Source organism: Rhizobium sp. BK212 (assembly GCF_014197475.1).
GTDB classification, from domain to species: domain Bacteria; phylum Pseudomonadota; class Alphaproteobacteria; order Rhizobiales; family Rhizobiaceae; genus Rhizobium; species Rhizobium anhuiense.
Map to the genome: position 1 here is coordinate 798,584 of NZ_JACIFS010000002.1, position 15,999 is coordinate 814,582.

The window sequence follows — 15,999 nt, forward strand, 5'->3', positions numbered from 1 at the left end:
TTCAGAGCCCGAAGCTGAAGCTCGCTAAGGCGCGAAAACCGGTTCTGGGAAGATTATCGCGAGGTTTCCAGTCGGCCATCGCCGCGCAGAAGGTTCAGCCAGGCCCGCGACAGTTTCTCCGCGCCTGTGCCCCCGATATGGCAATCGTCGTAGCGGTCTTCTCCATCGAGCAACGCGTCGGAATTGACGCCCTCTCGGATACCGGGGCCGCTTCTTGATAGGGCCAGTTGCGCCCGTACTATCGCGTTGTCCGGAATATGCTCCTTGAAGCCGCCGTTGCTCGGTTCGAGGCATTTCGATGCGATCGAAATGTAAACCGGTGCTTCGACGCCGTGCTGACGCAATGTGTCAACCATCGACATGAAACGGTTCTGGTAGGCCTCCGCAGTGGTGCCGATAACGAGGTCCGCCTCTCCTTGCATCCAGAGGACGCTCGTTATCCGATAACCGGAATCCTGAAGCTGTTTCATTGTATCGACCAGCATAGGATTGAGGTCACCGCCTTTCGCCCATCGTGCGACCTCAGATCCGGAATATGCGAGGGGTGCGAGGATGACGCTGTCATTTTGTCCCGATGCGATCAAATTGTTGCCAAGAAGCGTCCAATACTCTCCCTTGGTATCGGTCGATCCAAGGAGTGGCGACGCGGCGATGAAGCACCGTTTGTCAAAGGCGTTTATAACGCGAGCGCCATAATTTGACTTGTACCGTTGTCCACTGTCGTTGGCCGCGTTCGATTGGCCAAGAATGAGTAAGACAGCCGTTCGGTCAGTTTGAGCCGGGCAGTTCACAAGCGTTTTTGATTCATCCCCGATGAGTCGTTCCTTGTCGTCGAACGTATAACGGCTTGGAGCAGTCGCCTTCTCTCCGCCAACCATTTTCCTCATCGCGGAAAGTTGTGGCCAAGGAAATGTCTCATGTCTCGCGCTCATGCCGCCGAGAAAGTACATGGCGATCAAGGCGGCGAGGCCGACTGCCATTGTTTTGCGCATGCCGTTACCTTCAAACATCATCCGATGACATGGAGCCTCAGACCGATCAAGGCTGCTCCAGCCATGAGGGTTCCTTTACACCAGCCACATCCGCTTGCTTCGGGCATGATCTTTAAAAGAGCGTTCGTCGCGAAGATCGAGCCCAATCGACGACTATTTCTCATGGGGTCGCCGAAACCTGCTCAACTATAGACCGGACCGGTGATTTCAATAATCCGGTTGGGTGAGAGATCGCGCCTGCTATGGAGAAAACTCCCGTTGCTCGTCCATAGAAAGGCGGATTGGGGCGGCGAGGACAGTGTAGGAGCGGAGCACCGGTTACGCTTGTTAGCGATTTGTTGACCATAAGCTGGCTTTACTGGGCGTGATGGATGCGGAGGTTCCCGCACATCGTCGCGTGTTTGGTGTAGGCGGGATTGTTCGTGTTAAAGTATCCAGTGCGAGGATTATCGGGCGCAGGCTTGGGCGGAATTGCCACGCTACTGTCGCGTGCGGAACGGTTGGTCGCCAAGACCATTCTGCCGGCTCTGTTTGCGCTGCCGGCGCTTGTCGGCTCGGCATCCTTTGCCTCGGCGGAAGACCGGGCCCTGAAGCTGTTCTTTACCCATACCGGCGAGCGGGCCACGATCACCTATAAGCGCGACGGAAAGTTCGATCCCAAAGGCCTTGCCCAGATCAATCGGTTTCTGCGCGACTGGCGAAGGAACGAGCCGACCCGGATGGATCCGCGGCTGCTCGACCTGGTCTGGGAGGTGTATAAGCGCAGCGGCGGCAAGGACTATATCCATATCGTCTCCGCCTATCGTTCGCCCACCACCAACAACATGCTCCGCAACCGCTCGCGCAGCACGGGCGTCGCCAAGAAGAGCCAGCATATGCTGGGCAAGGCGATGGATTTCTACGTTCCCGGCGTGAAGCTTTCGACGCTGCGGGCGCTGGCCATGCAGATGCAGGGCGGCGGCGTCGGATATTATCCGACCTCGGGATCGCCCTTCGTGCATCTCGACGTCGGCAATGTCAGGGCCTGGCCCCGCATGTCCCGGCAGGAACTCGCCCGACTGTTCCCGAACGGGCAGACGATGCATCTCCCTGCCGATGGCCGGCCGCTGCCTGGATACAATCAGGCGGTTGCGAACTACAAGAAGCGCGGCGGCCCCGCCTCGATCCAGATCGCCAGTGCCGCTGGCGAAGACGAAGAGGTGGGCGCATCGACCAGGCCGAGCGGCGATACTGGAGATAACAACCTCGTGACGGCGCTTCTGCCCACGCCCAAAAGCCGGGCATTGAGTGCGCTGGCGCTGCAGACCGGCGCAGTCGAGCGGGATGACAAACAGTCCGCTCCAGATGTTTCATCTTTGCCGATTCCGATACCGGCGATGCGGCCGGCCACCCTCGAACACGACGCTGATGTGGATGACAAACTGGAGACGGCATCGATCGGCCCAATTGAAGTGCTTCCGGAGAGACCTGCGCCTGCATTGCCGGGCTATGCGCGCTTCGAACCTCTCCGTGTTGCACACCAGGCCTCCAAGCAGGGCGCTGATATGATCGCCTCCCTGCCGATGACCGCTTCCTGGGAAGAAGCAAGTTTCTTTCAATCGACGTCCGAGGCGGCGCTGATGAAATGGGCGCTGCATTCTCCCGGCGAGGTGATGGAATTGAACGCGCCTCGCGTTTCCCCCCGCACGGTTCATCGTGAGGTCGATGCCGCGACCTCAGGTCAGGACATCACTCCGGTCGCCGCCATAGACCTGTTCGATGCGAGCCGGTTTGCGTCGCCCCCGGAGGGCTGACCGCAATCATCAAGGCTTGATGCGCTGCACGAGCTTGCAAAAATCTCAGTGAACGACCGCGATGACGCGAATTCCGGCTTCTTCCGCAGCGTGAATGAGTGCTGCGCGGGCTACCGTGGCCGGAATATTGCCCTGGATGGCATCCAGGCATGTTTTTATGGCTGCGATATATTCCTTGCCGTCGTCTGTCGGCCAGGCGGCAATAAGGGCGTCGGCGACCTCATGGAGAGAGCGAACCAGCCTGGGCTTGCCGCCGATGACAAGCATCACAGGCGCGAAGTCTTCGCTCCTGCGCCAATCCACTATGCCGATCTTTTGCATGGATAACCGCCTTTTATCTCGCGCCGATCGGCACCTGATGCTTCACCAGGGAGGTTCTGACTGGAGTTCAGCTGCAACGACCGAACCTCCCTGATGTCCTTTCAACAAGGATGAGGAGAATCTAGGCAGGATGGCAGCGAGGGAAAGCCGGACCTAAGTCGGACTGGCGGCCTGAGGACCCGCTGCTCATATAGTGGTTTGAGGCAACGTAAGGTCCGTGGAGGGGACGGAACAGGAGGAGTATATGAAGTTCGGCCCCGAAAACCACAGCCATGAAGAGCGCTGTCCGCAAGGCCATAGTTCGGCATCGACCATCGCAACAATCGAAGCAGCCCTTTCCGCCGATCCGGATCTCGACAGCAGCGCCATCGAGATCAGGATGCTCGGTCCTGTCGTGCTGCTCGAAGGCTATATAACAAAACCCGAAGCCCGGGAAAAAGCCATCTCGCTGGCAGCGATGATCGTCGGCCCGGAGAACGTTCAGGATCGGATGTTGAGTCGATTCCCGACGCAATGACGGACGCTGTCCGGCCGGGCTGGAGGCTCTAGGACCATAGTCCGGGCCAGCCCCGGCATGAAGTCCCAGCCCGGGAACACTTCCTCCATTTTCAGGTTTGGCTCACCAGCGGAACCAACCGCATTGAAGGAGGAAAACGGATGAATATCAAAGCAGTAGGAATTGCCGCCAGCGTCCTGTTGGCATCGACATCTGCCTTTGCGCAGTCATCGACGGTCACAGGCGCGGCGGGTGGTGCTGCAACGGGCGCGATTGTCGGCGGCCCGGTCGGTGCTGCTGTCGGCGGCATCGTCGGCGGCGTGGCGGGCAGCGTCATCGACCCGCCGCCGCAGAAGGTGGTGACCTATGTACAGCAGGCTCCGGCTCCGGCCGAACGCGTCGTTGTGAAGGAGAAGGTCGTCGTCGGGCAGCCTCTGCCGGAGACCGTCGTGGTGACGCCAATTCCCGACGATCCGAAATATGCATACGCGATCGTCAACGAACAGCGTGTGATCGTCGAACCTTCCTCCCGGAAGGTCATCCAGGTCATCCAGTGACCGACGGGCGGCTGCGGCCGCCCTTTCCAACCATTAGGGCACGCATGCGACGCATGGGAATGCGGGCGGTATGGCGTGTTCAAACTTCGGAGATCGATTATGAAAAGCAACCATCTCACCATGATCCTGGCCGCGCTGTCGCTTGGCGTATCGCCGCTTGCAGCACTGCCGGCCGCAGCCCAGCAGGACACCAAGAGCAGCGGCCAGGCGCAGCCCGGTTCTCAGATGGGCATGGACGCCGGTGCGCAATCCGGCGCCGGCAAGACAGGCACCGACTGCACCCCCGACGCTTCCGGAGCCTGCCCGCAAGGCAAGGGCCAGTCAACGCAGCAGAAATCCGGCCAGGGTTCCGACATGCAGAAGAACGCCGAGCAGCCTTCGAACGATAACGCGAAGAGCGGAAGTGCATCCGGCAAGTCTTCGACCGAAACCAAATCCGGATCGCAAGACGCCAGCGGCGGCGCCACGGCCGAACAGAAGCCAGCCGGAAAGTCCGCCACCACGGATGGCAGCGGCACCGCCACCTCGAAGAGCAGCATGCAGAATGCCAAGCCGGCGGAAGGCACGGATAGCGGCAGCGCCACCAAGAGCGGTGATGCGTCAAAGCAGCCCGCCGACCAGAACGCGACGACGAACAAGAGTTCGTCCGAAACCAACGTGAACAACACCACGACGAACAACCAGCCGAACACCAAGACCAACGTCAACATCTCGGTCGAACAGCAGACCGAAATTCGAACGGCGGTGAAAGAGGTGCATGTCGAGCCGGTGAAAGAAGTGAACTTCACGGTCTCCGTCGGAACGAAGATTCCGAAGAAGGTCCGGCTCGAGCGGTTGCCGACGCGCATCGTGAAGATCGTTCCGCAATATGAAGGCTACCGCTTCTTCATCCTTGCAGACGGCCGCATCGTGATCGTCGATCCCAATGCATTGACGATCGTCTACATTATCGAGGTCTAAACGAAGCAGACGGTGTCGGCGGCGTCTTTTGCGGCGCCGGCACCGATGAATGAAAGTTCGTTTCGGGCTATGCGGAGAGCCGGGCACCGCCACACGTGCTTTCCGAAAATCGAAACCGATTCTCGGAAACAATGAGCTTGATTCAATGCCTTAGCGCGTTATCTCCCCGCCTGAAAAAGACGCGCGGCGGATAGTCGAATGACGATGACGATCGTTTCCACGCGCAAAATTCAGACCAAAGTCCGACCCACCCCGGACTTCGTGCCCATACAAAACGTTCGATCACTGTAATAACAATACTATATCCTCAAGTAACGAAGCGAGATGGCGTGAGAAACGGGTTCGACTTCATCGGATCGTATTTATGTGACGACTTCTACTTGGAAAATGATACCCAGAGACTGGCTGTTGTTGACAATCATTGCAGCGGATCTTTCGAAAATATAGCGCACATCAGGCATGCGGTGTCTGCACCGACAGACATGCTTTTCGTTGAGACAACCTCAGCTCTCTGGGTCCGGAACGCGTCTGAGTGGTTGTCGATACCATGCCGACTCCTTCGTCGAACCGCAAATGGTAGGGCCGTCTCATGGAACGGATAGTCAAGTTCGGGCAGGTCGTGATGATCGCGCGACGATCATCGGCAGCATCCAGTCCGGCCCGGCGGCTCGTGATCGAGTGCGGAATCGGCAGAAACACTTTAAAGTAGGCACATCTAACAATTAACATTAATAGGCGAGTAATTCTTAGAACTCTTCTAAATAATTGTCATGCATTACAGGTAATGCTAATAAACAATCAGCTTAATCTCAAGTCACGAGGCACGAAGCAATGAAAAGCGTATTGATTTCTGGCGGGGCTGGCTTCATCGGATCCCACTTGTGTGATCGACTTTTGCTGAGGACGGATATTCAGAAGTTGGTCGTTGTTGACAACCTCTGGACGGGGCTTTTCGAAAATATCGCGCACATCCGGGATCCCCGTTTCCACTTCGTGAAATCCGACGTCGAGACGCTGCAGACCTCGGATAAGTTCGACGAAATCTATCACCTTGCATCCCCGGCATCGCCGCCGTGGTACATGAAGGAGCCGAAGAGGACGATCTCCGCCAATCTTCTCGGGGCATTCCGGTTGCTCGACTTGCTGAAGAAGGGCGGACGTTTCGGTTTCACCTCGTCTTCGGAAGTCTATGGCGATCCTCTGGTGTCGCCGCAGCCGGAATCCTACAAGGGCCAGGTCGACTGCACCGGTCCGCGCTCGTCCTATGACGAGAGCAAAAGGTGCACGGAGTCGCTGCTGTTCGAGATGCAGCGCACGCAAGGGCTCGATGTCAAAGTCGTCCGCCCCTTCAATATCTATGGTCCGCGGACACGCACCGACGATGGGCGCGCCGTCTCCAACTTCATCACCCAGGCGCTTTCGGGCCGCCCGATTACCGTGTTCGGCGACGGCCTGCAGTCGCGCAGCTGGGGTTATGTCGACGACATTGTCGACGGTTTCGCGCGCTATTTCTGGATCAATCAAACCGACTACAAGGGGCCCCTGAATGTCGGCAACGATCGCGAGATTTCGGTTCTCGAGGTCGCGCAATATGTCTCCAGACTCGTCGGCGGCGTGCCGATCGTCTTCGAGCCGTCACCGCCGCAGGACCCCACGAATAGACGGCCGGACTTGACCAACGCGCATTACGTCATGCCCGAGTGGTCGTGCAAAATCACCTACGAACAGGGCGTGGCGAAGACGCTCGATTGGTTCAGGAGCCAAATGAAGGCGCACGCGGCAGAATAAACCATGATGACTTTCGAGACTCGCGCCCCGGCTGCATGTGGCGTATGTTCACGGGGCGATTGAGAGAGTGACGATGCGAGAACCCATTCCGTCCGATCTGAAGGATATAAGTTTTCCCGTACCGATCCACTATCTTGATCTCGCCACGTCTCACCTCGATGCCGCTTCGCCTTTGGTCTCCGATGGGCTCGTGGTCTTTCTGTCGGATGGTCTTCCCGTCGGACAAGCCTATATCGAAAGGCCCGAGACGGCGGCGGCACTCGCCGAGCGTGTCGTACGACGCGAGACGCTCGAGCATGCGCGTCACGTTGCGCAAACCCCTGTGCGCAACCGCGACGTCAGCATTCTGATCTGCACCAAGGACCGGCCGGAGGAACTGCGCCGGTGCCTGGCCTCGATCCCCGAACAGTCGCTTCAGCCGGTCGAGATCATCGTGGTGGATAATGCCTCAGCAGGCGATGCGACGCGCCGCGTCGTGGAGGAAGCGGGCGCCACCTATGTCCGTGAGGACCGGGTCGGGCTGGATTATGCCCGCAATGCGGCGGTTCGGGCGGCGAGAACCGAATTCGTCGCCTTTACCGACGACGACGTCGTTCTCCACCAGCGATGGCTGGAGAACCTGATGAAGGGGTTCGATCTGCCTGAGATCGCCTGCGTGACGGGATTGGTCCTTCCCGGAGAACTGGCAACGCCGGCACAGTTCATCTTCGAAAAGCATTGGAGCTTCGGCCGGGGCTATCTCAGGCAGGACTTCAATCAGGATTTCTATACCAGGGACACGCGTTACGGCGCTCCGGTCTGGACGATCGGCGCCGGCGCAAGCCAGGCCTTCCGCCGCAAGGTCTTCGATGAGATCGGCCTGTTCGATGTCCGTCTCGACATGGGCGCTGCTGGCTGCTCGGGCGATTCCGAATACTGGAACCGGCTGCTCCACCATGGCCACGTCTGCCGCTACGAGCCGACGGCTGTGGCCTGGCACTTTCACCGCAAGGACATGAAGGGACTGGCCAGGCAGATCCACCAATATATGAGCGGCCATGTCGCAGCCCTGCTGGTCCAGTATCAGAACACCGGACATAACGGCAATCTCAGGCGCATCCTCATCTCCTTTCCGAAATATTATGCCGGAAGGCTAAGGAAACGATTTCGCAAAGGCGCGACATCGAACGACTTTTTCCTGAAGCAGGAGATGCTCGGCAGCGTGAATGGCGCTTTCTATGTTCTGCGACGATGGAAGATGCCTGCATGGTGAGTGCTGCGACACCTGAGATCTCATTCCTCATTCCTGCCTATAATGCAGACGATACGCTTGCCGAATGTCTTGCCAGCCTGCAGCAACAGGCACGCTCGAACTGGCAGGCCGTCGTCGTCGATGACGGTTCGAGCGACCGGACCTGGGAGGTTCTCGAGGCCATCGCAGGAAAAGACAGCCGCATTCTACCCGCCCGCCAGCCGAATGCCGGTGCGGCCGCGGCGCGAAATCATGCCGCACACCTGGCGGCGGCGCCCCTGCTCTGCATGCTGGATGCCGACGACTGGCTGGATCCGACCTTCATCGAAAGCATGCTGCCTGTGGCAGAGGATGCCTCCCCGCCTGTCATCGCCTATTGCGCCTACCGCCGGGTCGCCCCGGACGGCAGGCTGTTGCGGGTGGAGCAGCCCCCCGCCCTGGCGGGAGACGCCGCCAAGCGCGAGTTCTCCTCCTTCTGCGCGCTTGCCATCCATACGGTTGTCTTTCCCAAAAGCCTTTTCGAGCAGCTGGGAGGCATGGATGAGACCCTGCAGACCGGCGAGGACTGGGATCTCTGGCTGCGCATGGCCTTTGCAGGCGCAGAATTTCGCCGGGTCGACACGTGCCTGGCTTTCTATCGCATGAAGGCCGGCTCGCTCTCCGGCGATCCGGTCAAAATGGTGCGTGACGCCGTTCGCGTGACGACGAAGGCGCAAGCGCTTCTGAGGCAGCAGGGCTTGTCGGCCGAGGGGCCGCAGACAGGCTGGATCCCGCCCGCCGTCAGCCAGCTGCGCATGCTCGCCTGGGTCGTCGCAGCCAAGCTCGATCCGACCTTGGATGTCGCGGCCCTTGGCGCACTGCTGCCTGACATGCCTGATGCCACGGGCTATGAGGGCTTTCTTGTCGACGTGATCATGCACGGATTGCAGACGGGAGTGTTTTCCGATCGGGCCGACGATCTCATCGATGCACTCGACACATGGCGACCGACTTTTCTTTCGCTCATCGAGCTGATCCAGCGGCATTCCTTCCCCGGCACCGGGCGGAAGATCGTGGAGAACGTCGCTTGGCAGCTATCTGCCGCGAATCTCCTGCGATCTTTCACGCTCGGCAATGTCCAAGTCGTCAGCGTCGAGCTGGGCGCGCTTTCCAGGATCCTCAAGGCCGAGCAGGCCGATACGCTCGTCATGCACGCTTTCTCGGGCGGACAGCATGTCGGCACCTTTGTCGGGCCGCTCTGGGGCGATCTTTCGATCCGGGCGCAGATCCGGCTGATCATGCAGGAGATGCAGGCAGGCGAGCATCTGCAGACGCCGCCGACGCTCGCCTATATCGGTTCCTGGACGAGGGAGGCGCTGCGCGGATACCGAGCCTTCGGCGGGATCATCATCCGGCACGGCCGGCGGCGCGGCCGCCTGGAAAGACTGATGGTGGGCCTTGGGCGCAAAGCTCTCCTTGCCTCTGCGCCAAGCGACAGCGATGACAATGATGCACGGCTCTCCGACAGCCTGCGGACCCTCCAGCGCGACCCGGCGCCACGCCCCCTAAACCCCTCCGGGCCGCGCCCAGAGGAAGAAAAGGCAGCTCCTGCCGTTCACTCGGAGGAGGAATACTGGGAGCATATCTTCGAACGACCGGATCCGTGGAACTACGTCTCGGTCTACGAGCAGGTGAAATATACGCAGACGCTGAGCCTGATCCCGGAAGGGATCGAGAAGGTGCTGGAGCTGGCCTGCGCCGAGGGGATTTTCACCGAAAAGCTGGCGCAAAAGGTCGGCCGGCTGACGGCCACCGATATTTCCCAGCGGGCGATCGACAGGGCGGTGGAGCGGTGTCGCGACCATCGCAATATCGAGCTTCGCGTTCTCGATTTCGTCAGACAGGATCTTCCGCCCGAACAGGATCTCATCGTCTGCTCCGAAGTGCTGTATTACATGAAGGATGAGGAGATGCTCGCGGCTGCCTGCCGGAAGATGGCGGCCGCGCTGAAGGCGAACGGCTACCTCATCACCGCCCATGCGCATATCCGCCGCGACGAACCCAACCGGACGGGTTTCGACTGGGGCAATCCTTTCGGTGTCGGGACGATCCGGCAGGTGTTGGCCGCGCAACCCGGGATGGCCCTGGAAGAGACGATCGAGACCGAACTCTATGCCATCCACAGGTTCCGAAAAGGCCCTGTTGCCGCGGCTGTCCTACGCAGCGAGGGGCATGGAACCCCATTGGATGCGGATGTGGCAAAACACATCATCTGGGGGCCTGACGGCGTCGACCGCGAAGCGGCATGGACGACGGAGGTCACGACCTCGGTTCCCATCCTGATGTATCACCGGATCGCACGGGATGGCCCCGCCGCACTCCGGCGCTTCCGCACCTCGCCTGATATCTTCCGCAAGCAGATGCAGTTCCTTCGGCGCCAGGGTTATTACACCGTGACGGCGCAGACCCTGGCGGAGCTTTTGCGCAGCGGCAAGCCGATCCAGGGCCGGCCGGTCATGCTGACCTTCGACGACGCCTATCTGGATTTCCTGACGGACGCCTTCCCGATCCTGGCCGAGAATGGCTTCAGCGCCGAGGTGTTCGTCGTGACCGATAAAGTCGGCGGCCGGTCGGACTGGGATTCCGCCTATGGAGAGCCCGCGGCCCTGATGTCGTGGTCGCAGATTCAGGAGTTGCACCAAAAGGGCATCAGCTTCGGTTCCCATCTCGCATCCCACACACCGGCCACTGCGCTGGACAATGAAGCCCTGCTCGCCGAAGCCATGCTGTCGCGCAATGTGCTGCGGAACCGGCTGGGCGCCCCGGTCGACTCCATCGCGCTGCCCTACGGCGCGACGGACTTCAGGGTCCCGGGCATTCTGGCGCTTTCCGGCTACGGGGTCGGCTTCACAACACGGCCGGATAAGGCCGGCTTTTCCGACAATATCTTCGGTCTGCCGCGCCTCGAAGTGCGCGGCGATCATCCGCTCGAAGCCTTCCCTGAGCTTATTGGCCTGCCGGGAGCCTTTATCGGATGACAATATCAGGCGCAGCCGCCCCTCTCATCACCGTCGTCATACCGGCTTACAATGCCGAGAGGACGCTTGCCGAAACATTGCGAAGCGTCTCTGCCCAGTCCTACGACAAGCTCGAAATCCTGGTGGTCGACGACGGATCGCGGGATGGGACCTTCGAACTTGCGAGCGATTATGGCCTGAGCGACCGCCGTATCCGGGTTCTGCGCCAGGACAATGGCGGGGTTGCACGCGCGCGCAACCACGGCATAAGAGAGGCACGCGGCCCCTATATCGCTCCCGTCGACGCCGATGATGTGTGGCACCCTGAGAAGATCGAGCGCCAGCTTCAGGCGCTGAGGACATTGCCCGGCGGACACGGGGTCGCCTACAATTGGTATGCGGCGATCGACGAGAACGGCATCATCTTCGGCCATTCACGACCGGTCATGCATCAAGGAAATATCTTCGAGCCGCTGCTGCGGGAAAACTTCATCGGCAATGGCAGCACCCCCTTGATGCCGCGGGCGGAGATCCTTCGCTGCGGCGGCTATGACGCCGGCCTGCGCGACAATGGCGCCGAAGGCTGTGAGGATCTGAAGCTTTATCTGGCGCTCGCCGAGATCCTGCCCTTCGCCTTGGTTCCCGATTTCCTCACAGGCTATCGCTTCACCAGGGGCAACATGTCCAGCAACGCCTATCGGATGCTGAAGTCCCATAACCTGGTCATGGCCCCGATCATCGCGCGTTATCCGCAGCTTGCGCGGGATGTCCGGGCAGCCCAATTCCACACGGCGCACTGGTATTTCAACAAGGCGTTTTTCCAAGCCGATTACGCGCAGCTCAGCAAGCTGGCGCCGATGATGGCAAAAAAATACATCCCGCAGCTGACCCTTCATGGCATCAAGCAGGGCTGGCGCCAGACGAAACGCCAGGGCATGCGGATGGCAAGGCATGTTCTCGGAAAGCCAGCCCGGCAAAAGAAGCACTTCGCCGCGGAGATTCCGCAAATCGGAACGGCATTCAGCGATCGTTTCTCGGCCATGCCTGCCGAGCAGGCGATCAGCCCGACCTCTTCGCGGACGGCCGGCCATGAATAGGTTTCGAAAACCAGCTTCCGCTAAACCGACAGGCGCTTATCTGGTGGTCGCGGCCCGGTTCCGTGAGCTTCGCCAACTCGTTCCCTCGTTGCGGCTGAAGATGACGGTGATGATCGTCCTGGGCATCCTCACGGGCTTCTCGGAAATGGTCGGGATCACCTTTCTGGTTAGCCTCGTCTTTCTTCTCGGGCAGGAAGGCCCGGTTGCCGGCAGCGCCGTCGCATGGCTTCCGGCGTTTTTCGGCGGCATCGACCTCAGTCTTTCCAAGCCTGTGCTGATCGGCATCCTCATCAGCTCGATCCTGTTCCGGATTCTTCTCGGATGCGCCAATTCGCTCATTGCAAGCGCGGTCAACCATCGGATCAGCGACAGCATGCGGGACCGCCTCTACGCCAAGGTCCTGACCATGCCGTTCCAGCGCTTTCAGGACTATGAGCGCAGCGACCTGATCAATGTCATCGCCACCGAATCCTACGCGGTGTCGTCTGCCCACGCCAGCCTCGTCCGACTGGGGGTCAATTTCGGCACGATCGTGATCTTCGGCGTCGGCATGCTGGTCATGGCTTGGCCGATCGCCTTGCTCGGGCTGGCCTTCGGCTTCATCCATAATTTCGTACTGGGGTTCTTCGCCGGCGCCTACCGCCGTCTCGGCACCTCCGCCCTGGCCGCAGTCGAAGCCTTGACGCAGTTGAGCTGGACAACCCTGCAGACATTGAAGGCAGTCAAGAGCTTCGGCCTGGAGAAGCGCCACCAGCAGCTCTTCGAGACGCTTTCGAGAGACGTCGGCCAGACCTGGCGCCGGTCGGACTGGATGGGAGCGACGACCTCGCTTCTGAGCGAAATCCTGACCTTCGGGGTCATTCTGACGATCATCCTGTCCTCGGAATTCCTGCCGGTCGATTTCAAGGCAGCGCTCTCGGCCACCATCCTGCTTTATCGGCTTCAGCCGCATATCAAGGGATTCGACTCGCAGATCCTCAGCCTTTACGAGATGGAAGCGTCGCTGCAGAACGTCCTGGCGCTGCTTGCCGAAAAGGATGACATCAAGCAGACCGCGCAAGGGGAGAAGGTCACCCGCCTGGCCGAGGCGATCGTCTTTCACAATGTGTCCTTCGCCTACGAGCGCTCGAACGCGCCAGCGGTTCACGATCTGAGCTTTGCGATCAGGGCAGGCGAGACGACGGCTCTGACCGGGCCAAGCGGCTCCGGCAAGACGACCATCCTCAACATGATCCTCGATCTCAACCGGCCGACCCAAGGCGTGATCACGGTCGACGGCCGGGATCTGACAAGCATCGACCGCTCCAGCTGGCTGCAACTGCTCTCCGTATCCGGCCAGGACGTCGAGCTGATGGAGGGTACAGTCCTCGACAACATCCGGTTTCGTCGCGATATCCCGGAGGAGGATATCCGCTGGGCCGCCGATGTGGCGTGCGCCACGGAGTTCATCGAAGATCTGCCCTATGGCTTCGACGAATGGCTGGGCGACGAGGCGATCCGGCTTTCGGGCGGACAGAGGCAGCGCATCGGCCTGGCGCGCGCGCTCGCCGGCCGGCCCCAGATCCTGCTTTTGGACGAGGCCACGAGCGCGCTCGACGAAGACACCGAGATGCGGGTATTTTCGGCGATGAAAGAAGACGCGGGCAGAACGCTGATCGTCGTCAGCCATCGGCCGGCTGTGGCCAGGCTGATGAAGAACCGGATCGATCTGCGTCCGCCCGCACTCACATCCAAGCTCGGGTGACGGTGATGGAGATGCCAACCACATCCAACATTCCAGTGGCGGTGATCGTTCCTGCCTATAACGCCAGCTCCTACCTTGCCGAGACGCTGCGGTCGGTCGTCGACCAGACCCACAAGGCGCTGGAGATCGTCATCATCGACGACGGTTCGACGGATGACACCGCTTCCATCTGCCGCCGCTTCGCCGATGGAGATGCAAGGATCCGGATTCTGTCGACGGAAAACCACGGCGTCGCTGCCGCCCGCAACACCGGGATCCAGGCATCGAACTCCCCTTATATCGCTTTCCTCGATGCCGATGACATCTGGCATCCGACCTATATCGAAAGAATGCTTTCGGCGCTCTATCGCCTGCCGGACAGCTGGGGCGCGGTCTATTCTCTGCACCGCTTCATTGATCCTGAGGGATATTGCACGAAATCCGGCTCGTCGCTGAGCGCCCGGGATTCCATTCTGAGCCGTCATCTCGTATTCCGCTTCGTCGGCAATGGCAGCGGCTTCATGGTTCGCCGGGCCGTCGTCGACACGATCGGAGGCTACGATCCAAGTTATGCAAGACAGGGGATCGGAGGGTGCGAGGATTTCGATTTCGAACTTCGCACCGCCGAGCATTTCAAGATCGAGACGGTGCCGTTGGGGCTGGTGGGATATCGTGTTCACTCCGAAGCCATGTCCGCCGATAGATCGCGCATGGCGCGATCCCTTCTCGCTGTGAGCGAACAGTGTATTGCCCGAAATCCGACACTTCCGGCCTTTGTCGTCAGCTGCGCCCGCGCATCGGCGCATCTTTATGCATTTTCAAAATTTGCCGCGTTGAAAGATTGGCCGAGCGCCGCTGCCTCGCTCAAACAGATTTATCATCATAGCCCACTGCTTGCTTCTGGCATCATAGCCAAATTGATTCTGTCAAAAGCCAACAGGGCCGCACACAGGGTCTTGTCCAAAGCCTGGCCGGCCAGGCAACCAAAGCAAAAGAATTTCGGAAAATTCGAAGAGATAGACCCGCTTATCCCACTGGTTGGCGGCTGGTCGCGCTTTAGAACCAAGGCATTGCTCAGCCGCTTGTCGGAGATCGACCGGTCTGGTGAATCCTCGCCGGCGACCTCGCCGCAGGACGCCTGAGCCTGTCGGCTATTAGCTCTGGCGCCTTTAGCTCTGCGCCCATATCGCGCCAAAGGATCGAGCGTTGTCAAATGTCTAAAGCTTTGACAAATAACACTTCTACCATCCTCTGAATATCTCGTCATTACACATCCAAAAAATCGATATCAAAACAGAATAACCGCCAGAAAAAGACAATTAATCTACAAAAATAACAATCATCCCAATAATGATCTGTGACAATATCAAATTTAACTGTAATCATAGCAGCGCACTGTGCAAACATTCCTACCGGAGGACCCGTCATCCACCCCGACGGGTCCTCAACTTTGCCTGATGGCAGGTTGCCGCAAATACGATCACTGTTATCGCTGCATCAAAGCCCGTGGATCGGAGTGGGGGGTGACGATATTGCCCCATTGAGATCGGCCCGACGCGAAACTCCCGCAGCGGCAAATGCCGAAGCGCCGGCTCTCCTTGGTCGATATTTTAGCTAAGGCCCCAATCGATCTCAGGATATTTTCGGAGGCGAAACAGTCTTCATCAATCTGATATCATCACCAGATAGAATTTTATAAGTATCGCAAACCCATCAAGAACAATGCATCCTGAGACTATTGCAATAGAAGCTATATATCGTTTTGCAATTGATACTTAAATACAACCATTATTTGAAATCATAATTTTACCTTTTGATAAAATTTGATTTGTTTTGGTAAATTGACCATCTCAGTCTATTCCGTACATTTAATGTTCACGATGTCGGCTTTAGCTTTTCTTTGGAACCGGAAAATCTGCCGAAAGCGATGTCCGCTCCGAATTCTCAACATCCCCCGCAACCTGCCGGTATTACTGGTGAGGTTACGACAGCCGATGGTCCAAAATTCGGGGATGGCCGCGCCTCGGAAACTTGCCGATACAAAG

The 15,999-nt window shown here is 59.1% G+C and carries 12 protein-coding genes and 1 pseudogene; 11 read left to right on the top strand and 2 right to left on the bottom strand.

Features of this window, described 5'->3' with window-relative positions; all coding sequences use genetic code 11:
* Positions 1-53: 53 nt before the first annotated feature.
* A complete protein-coding gene (locus tag FHT79_RS08895; RefSeq protein ID WP_127430163.1) occupies positions 54-992 on the bottom strand; it encodes a sialate O-acetylesterase in 939 nt (312 codons plus the stop codon).
* A gap of 416 nt (positions 993-1,408) precedes the next feature.
* Here FHT79_RS08895 and FHT79_RS08900 point away from each other — a divergent pair, with 416 nt between their 5' ends.
* Positions 1,409-2,785, top strand: coding sequence for a DUF882 domain-containing protein (locus FHT79_RS08900; protein WP_132573130.1), 1,377 nt, complete (start codon positions 1,409-1,411; stop codon positions 2,783-2,785).
* A gap of 45 nt (positions 2,786-2,830) precedes the next feature.
* Here the strand turns inward: FHT79_RS08900 and FHT79_RS08905 are convergent, their stop codons facing one another.
* A complete protein-coding gene (locus FHT79_RS08905) occupies positions 2,831-3,106 on the bottom strand; it encodes a DUF982 domain-containing protein (protein ID WP_047611492.1) in 276 nt (91 codons plus the stop codon).
* 244 nt (positions 3,107-3,350) lie between these two features.
* Between FHT79_RS08905 and FHT79_RS08910 the strand changes: the two genes are divergently transcribed.
* From FHT79_RS08910 to FHT79_RS08950, 10 genes and pseudogenes are all read left to right on the top strand, one after another.
* Positions 3,351-3,623, top strand: coding sequence for a BON domain-containing protein (locus tag FHT79_RS08910; protein ID WP_063474447.1), 273 nt, complete (start codon positions 3,351-3,353; stop codon positions 3,621-3,623).
* 140 nt (positions 3,624-3,763) lie between these two features.
* On the top strand, positions 3,764-4,159 hold the full coding sequence (locus FHT79_RS08915; RefSeq protein ID WP_063474446.1) for a DUF1236 domain-containing protein: 396 nt from the start codon (positions 3,764-3,766) through the stop codon (positions 4,157-4,159).
* 99 nt (positions 4,160-4,258) lie between these two features.
* Complete coding sequence (locus FHT79_RS08920; protein WP_028759114.1) at positions 4,259-5,119, top strand: DUF1236 domain-containing protein; 861 nt, start codon at positions 4,259-4,261, stop codon at positions 5,117-5,119.
* Between the two features lie 329 nt (positions 5,120-5,448).
* Positions 5,449-5,577, top strand: a pseudogene (locus tag FHT79_RS32495) (UDP-glucose 4-epimerase); the annotation flags it as partial.
* A gap of 373 nt (positions 5,578-5,950) precedes the next feature.
* Positions 5,951-6,907 (top strand): NAD-dependent epimerase/dehydratase family protein, encoded by a 957-nt coding sequence (locus tag FHT79_RS08925; protein WP_028759115.1) that lies wholly within the window; start codon positions 5,951-5,953, stop codon positions 6,905-6,907.
* A gap of 31 nt (positions 6,908-6,938) precedes the next feature.
* The gene (locus tag FHT79_RS08930; protein ID WP_183903324.1) at positions 6,939-8,159 is read left to right on the top strand and encodes a glycosyltransferase; all 1,221 of its coding nucleotides are present in this window, start codon (positions 6,939-6,941) and stop codon (positions 8,157-8,159) included.
* Positions 8,153-11,155, top strand: coding sequence for a trifunctional glycosyltransferase/class I SAM-dependent methyltransferase/polysaccharide deacetylase (locus tag FHT79_RS08935; RefSeq protein ID WP_028758121.1), 3,003 nt, complete (start codon positions 8,153-8,155; stop codon positions 11,153-11,155). Before FHT79_RS08930 ends, FHT79_RS08935 begins: the two co-directional genes overlap by 7 nt.
* 2 nt (positions 11,156-11,157) lie before the next feature.
* The gene (locus tag FHT79_RS08940) at positions 11,158-12,231 is read left to right on the top strand and encodes a glycosyltransferase family 2 protein (protein ID WP_028758122.1); all 1,074 of its coding nucleotides are present in this window, start codon (positions 11,158-11,160) and stop codon (positions 12,229-12,231) included.
* Positions 12,224-13,975, top strand: a complete 1,752-nt coding sequence (locus FHT79_RS08945) for an ABC transporter ATP-binding protein (RefSeq protein WP_028758123.1) — start codon at positions 12,224-12,226, stop codon at positions 13,973-13,975. The genes FHT79_RS08940 and FHT79_RS08945 overlap by 8 nt, the downstream gene beginning before the upstream one ends.
* Positions 13,972-15,096: a glycosyltransferase family 2 protein gene (locus FHT79_RS08950; protein WP_183903277.1), complete on the top strand. Its 1,125-nt coding sequence runs from the start codon at positions 13,972-13,974 to the stop codon at positions 15,094-15,096. The genes FHT79_RS08945 and FHT79_RS08950 overlap by 4 nt, the downstream gene beginning before the upstream one ends.
* Positions 15,097-15,999: the final 903 nt, after the last annotated feature.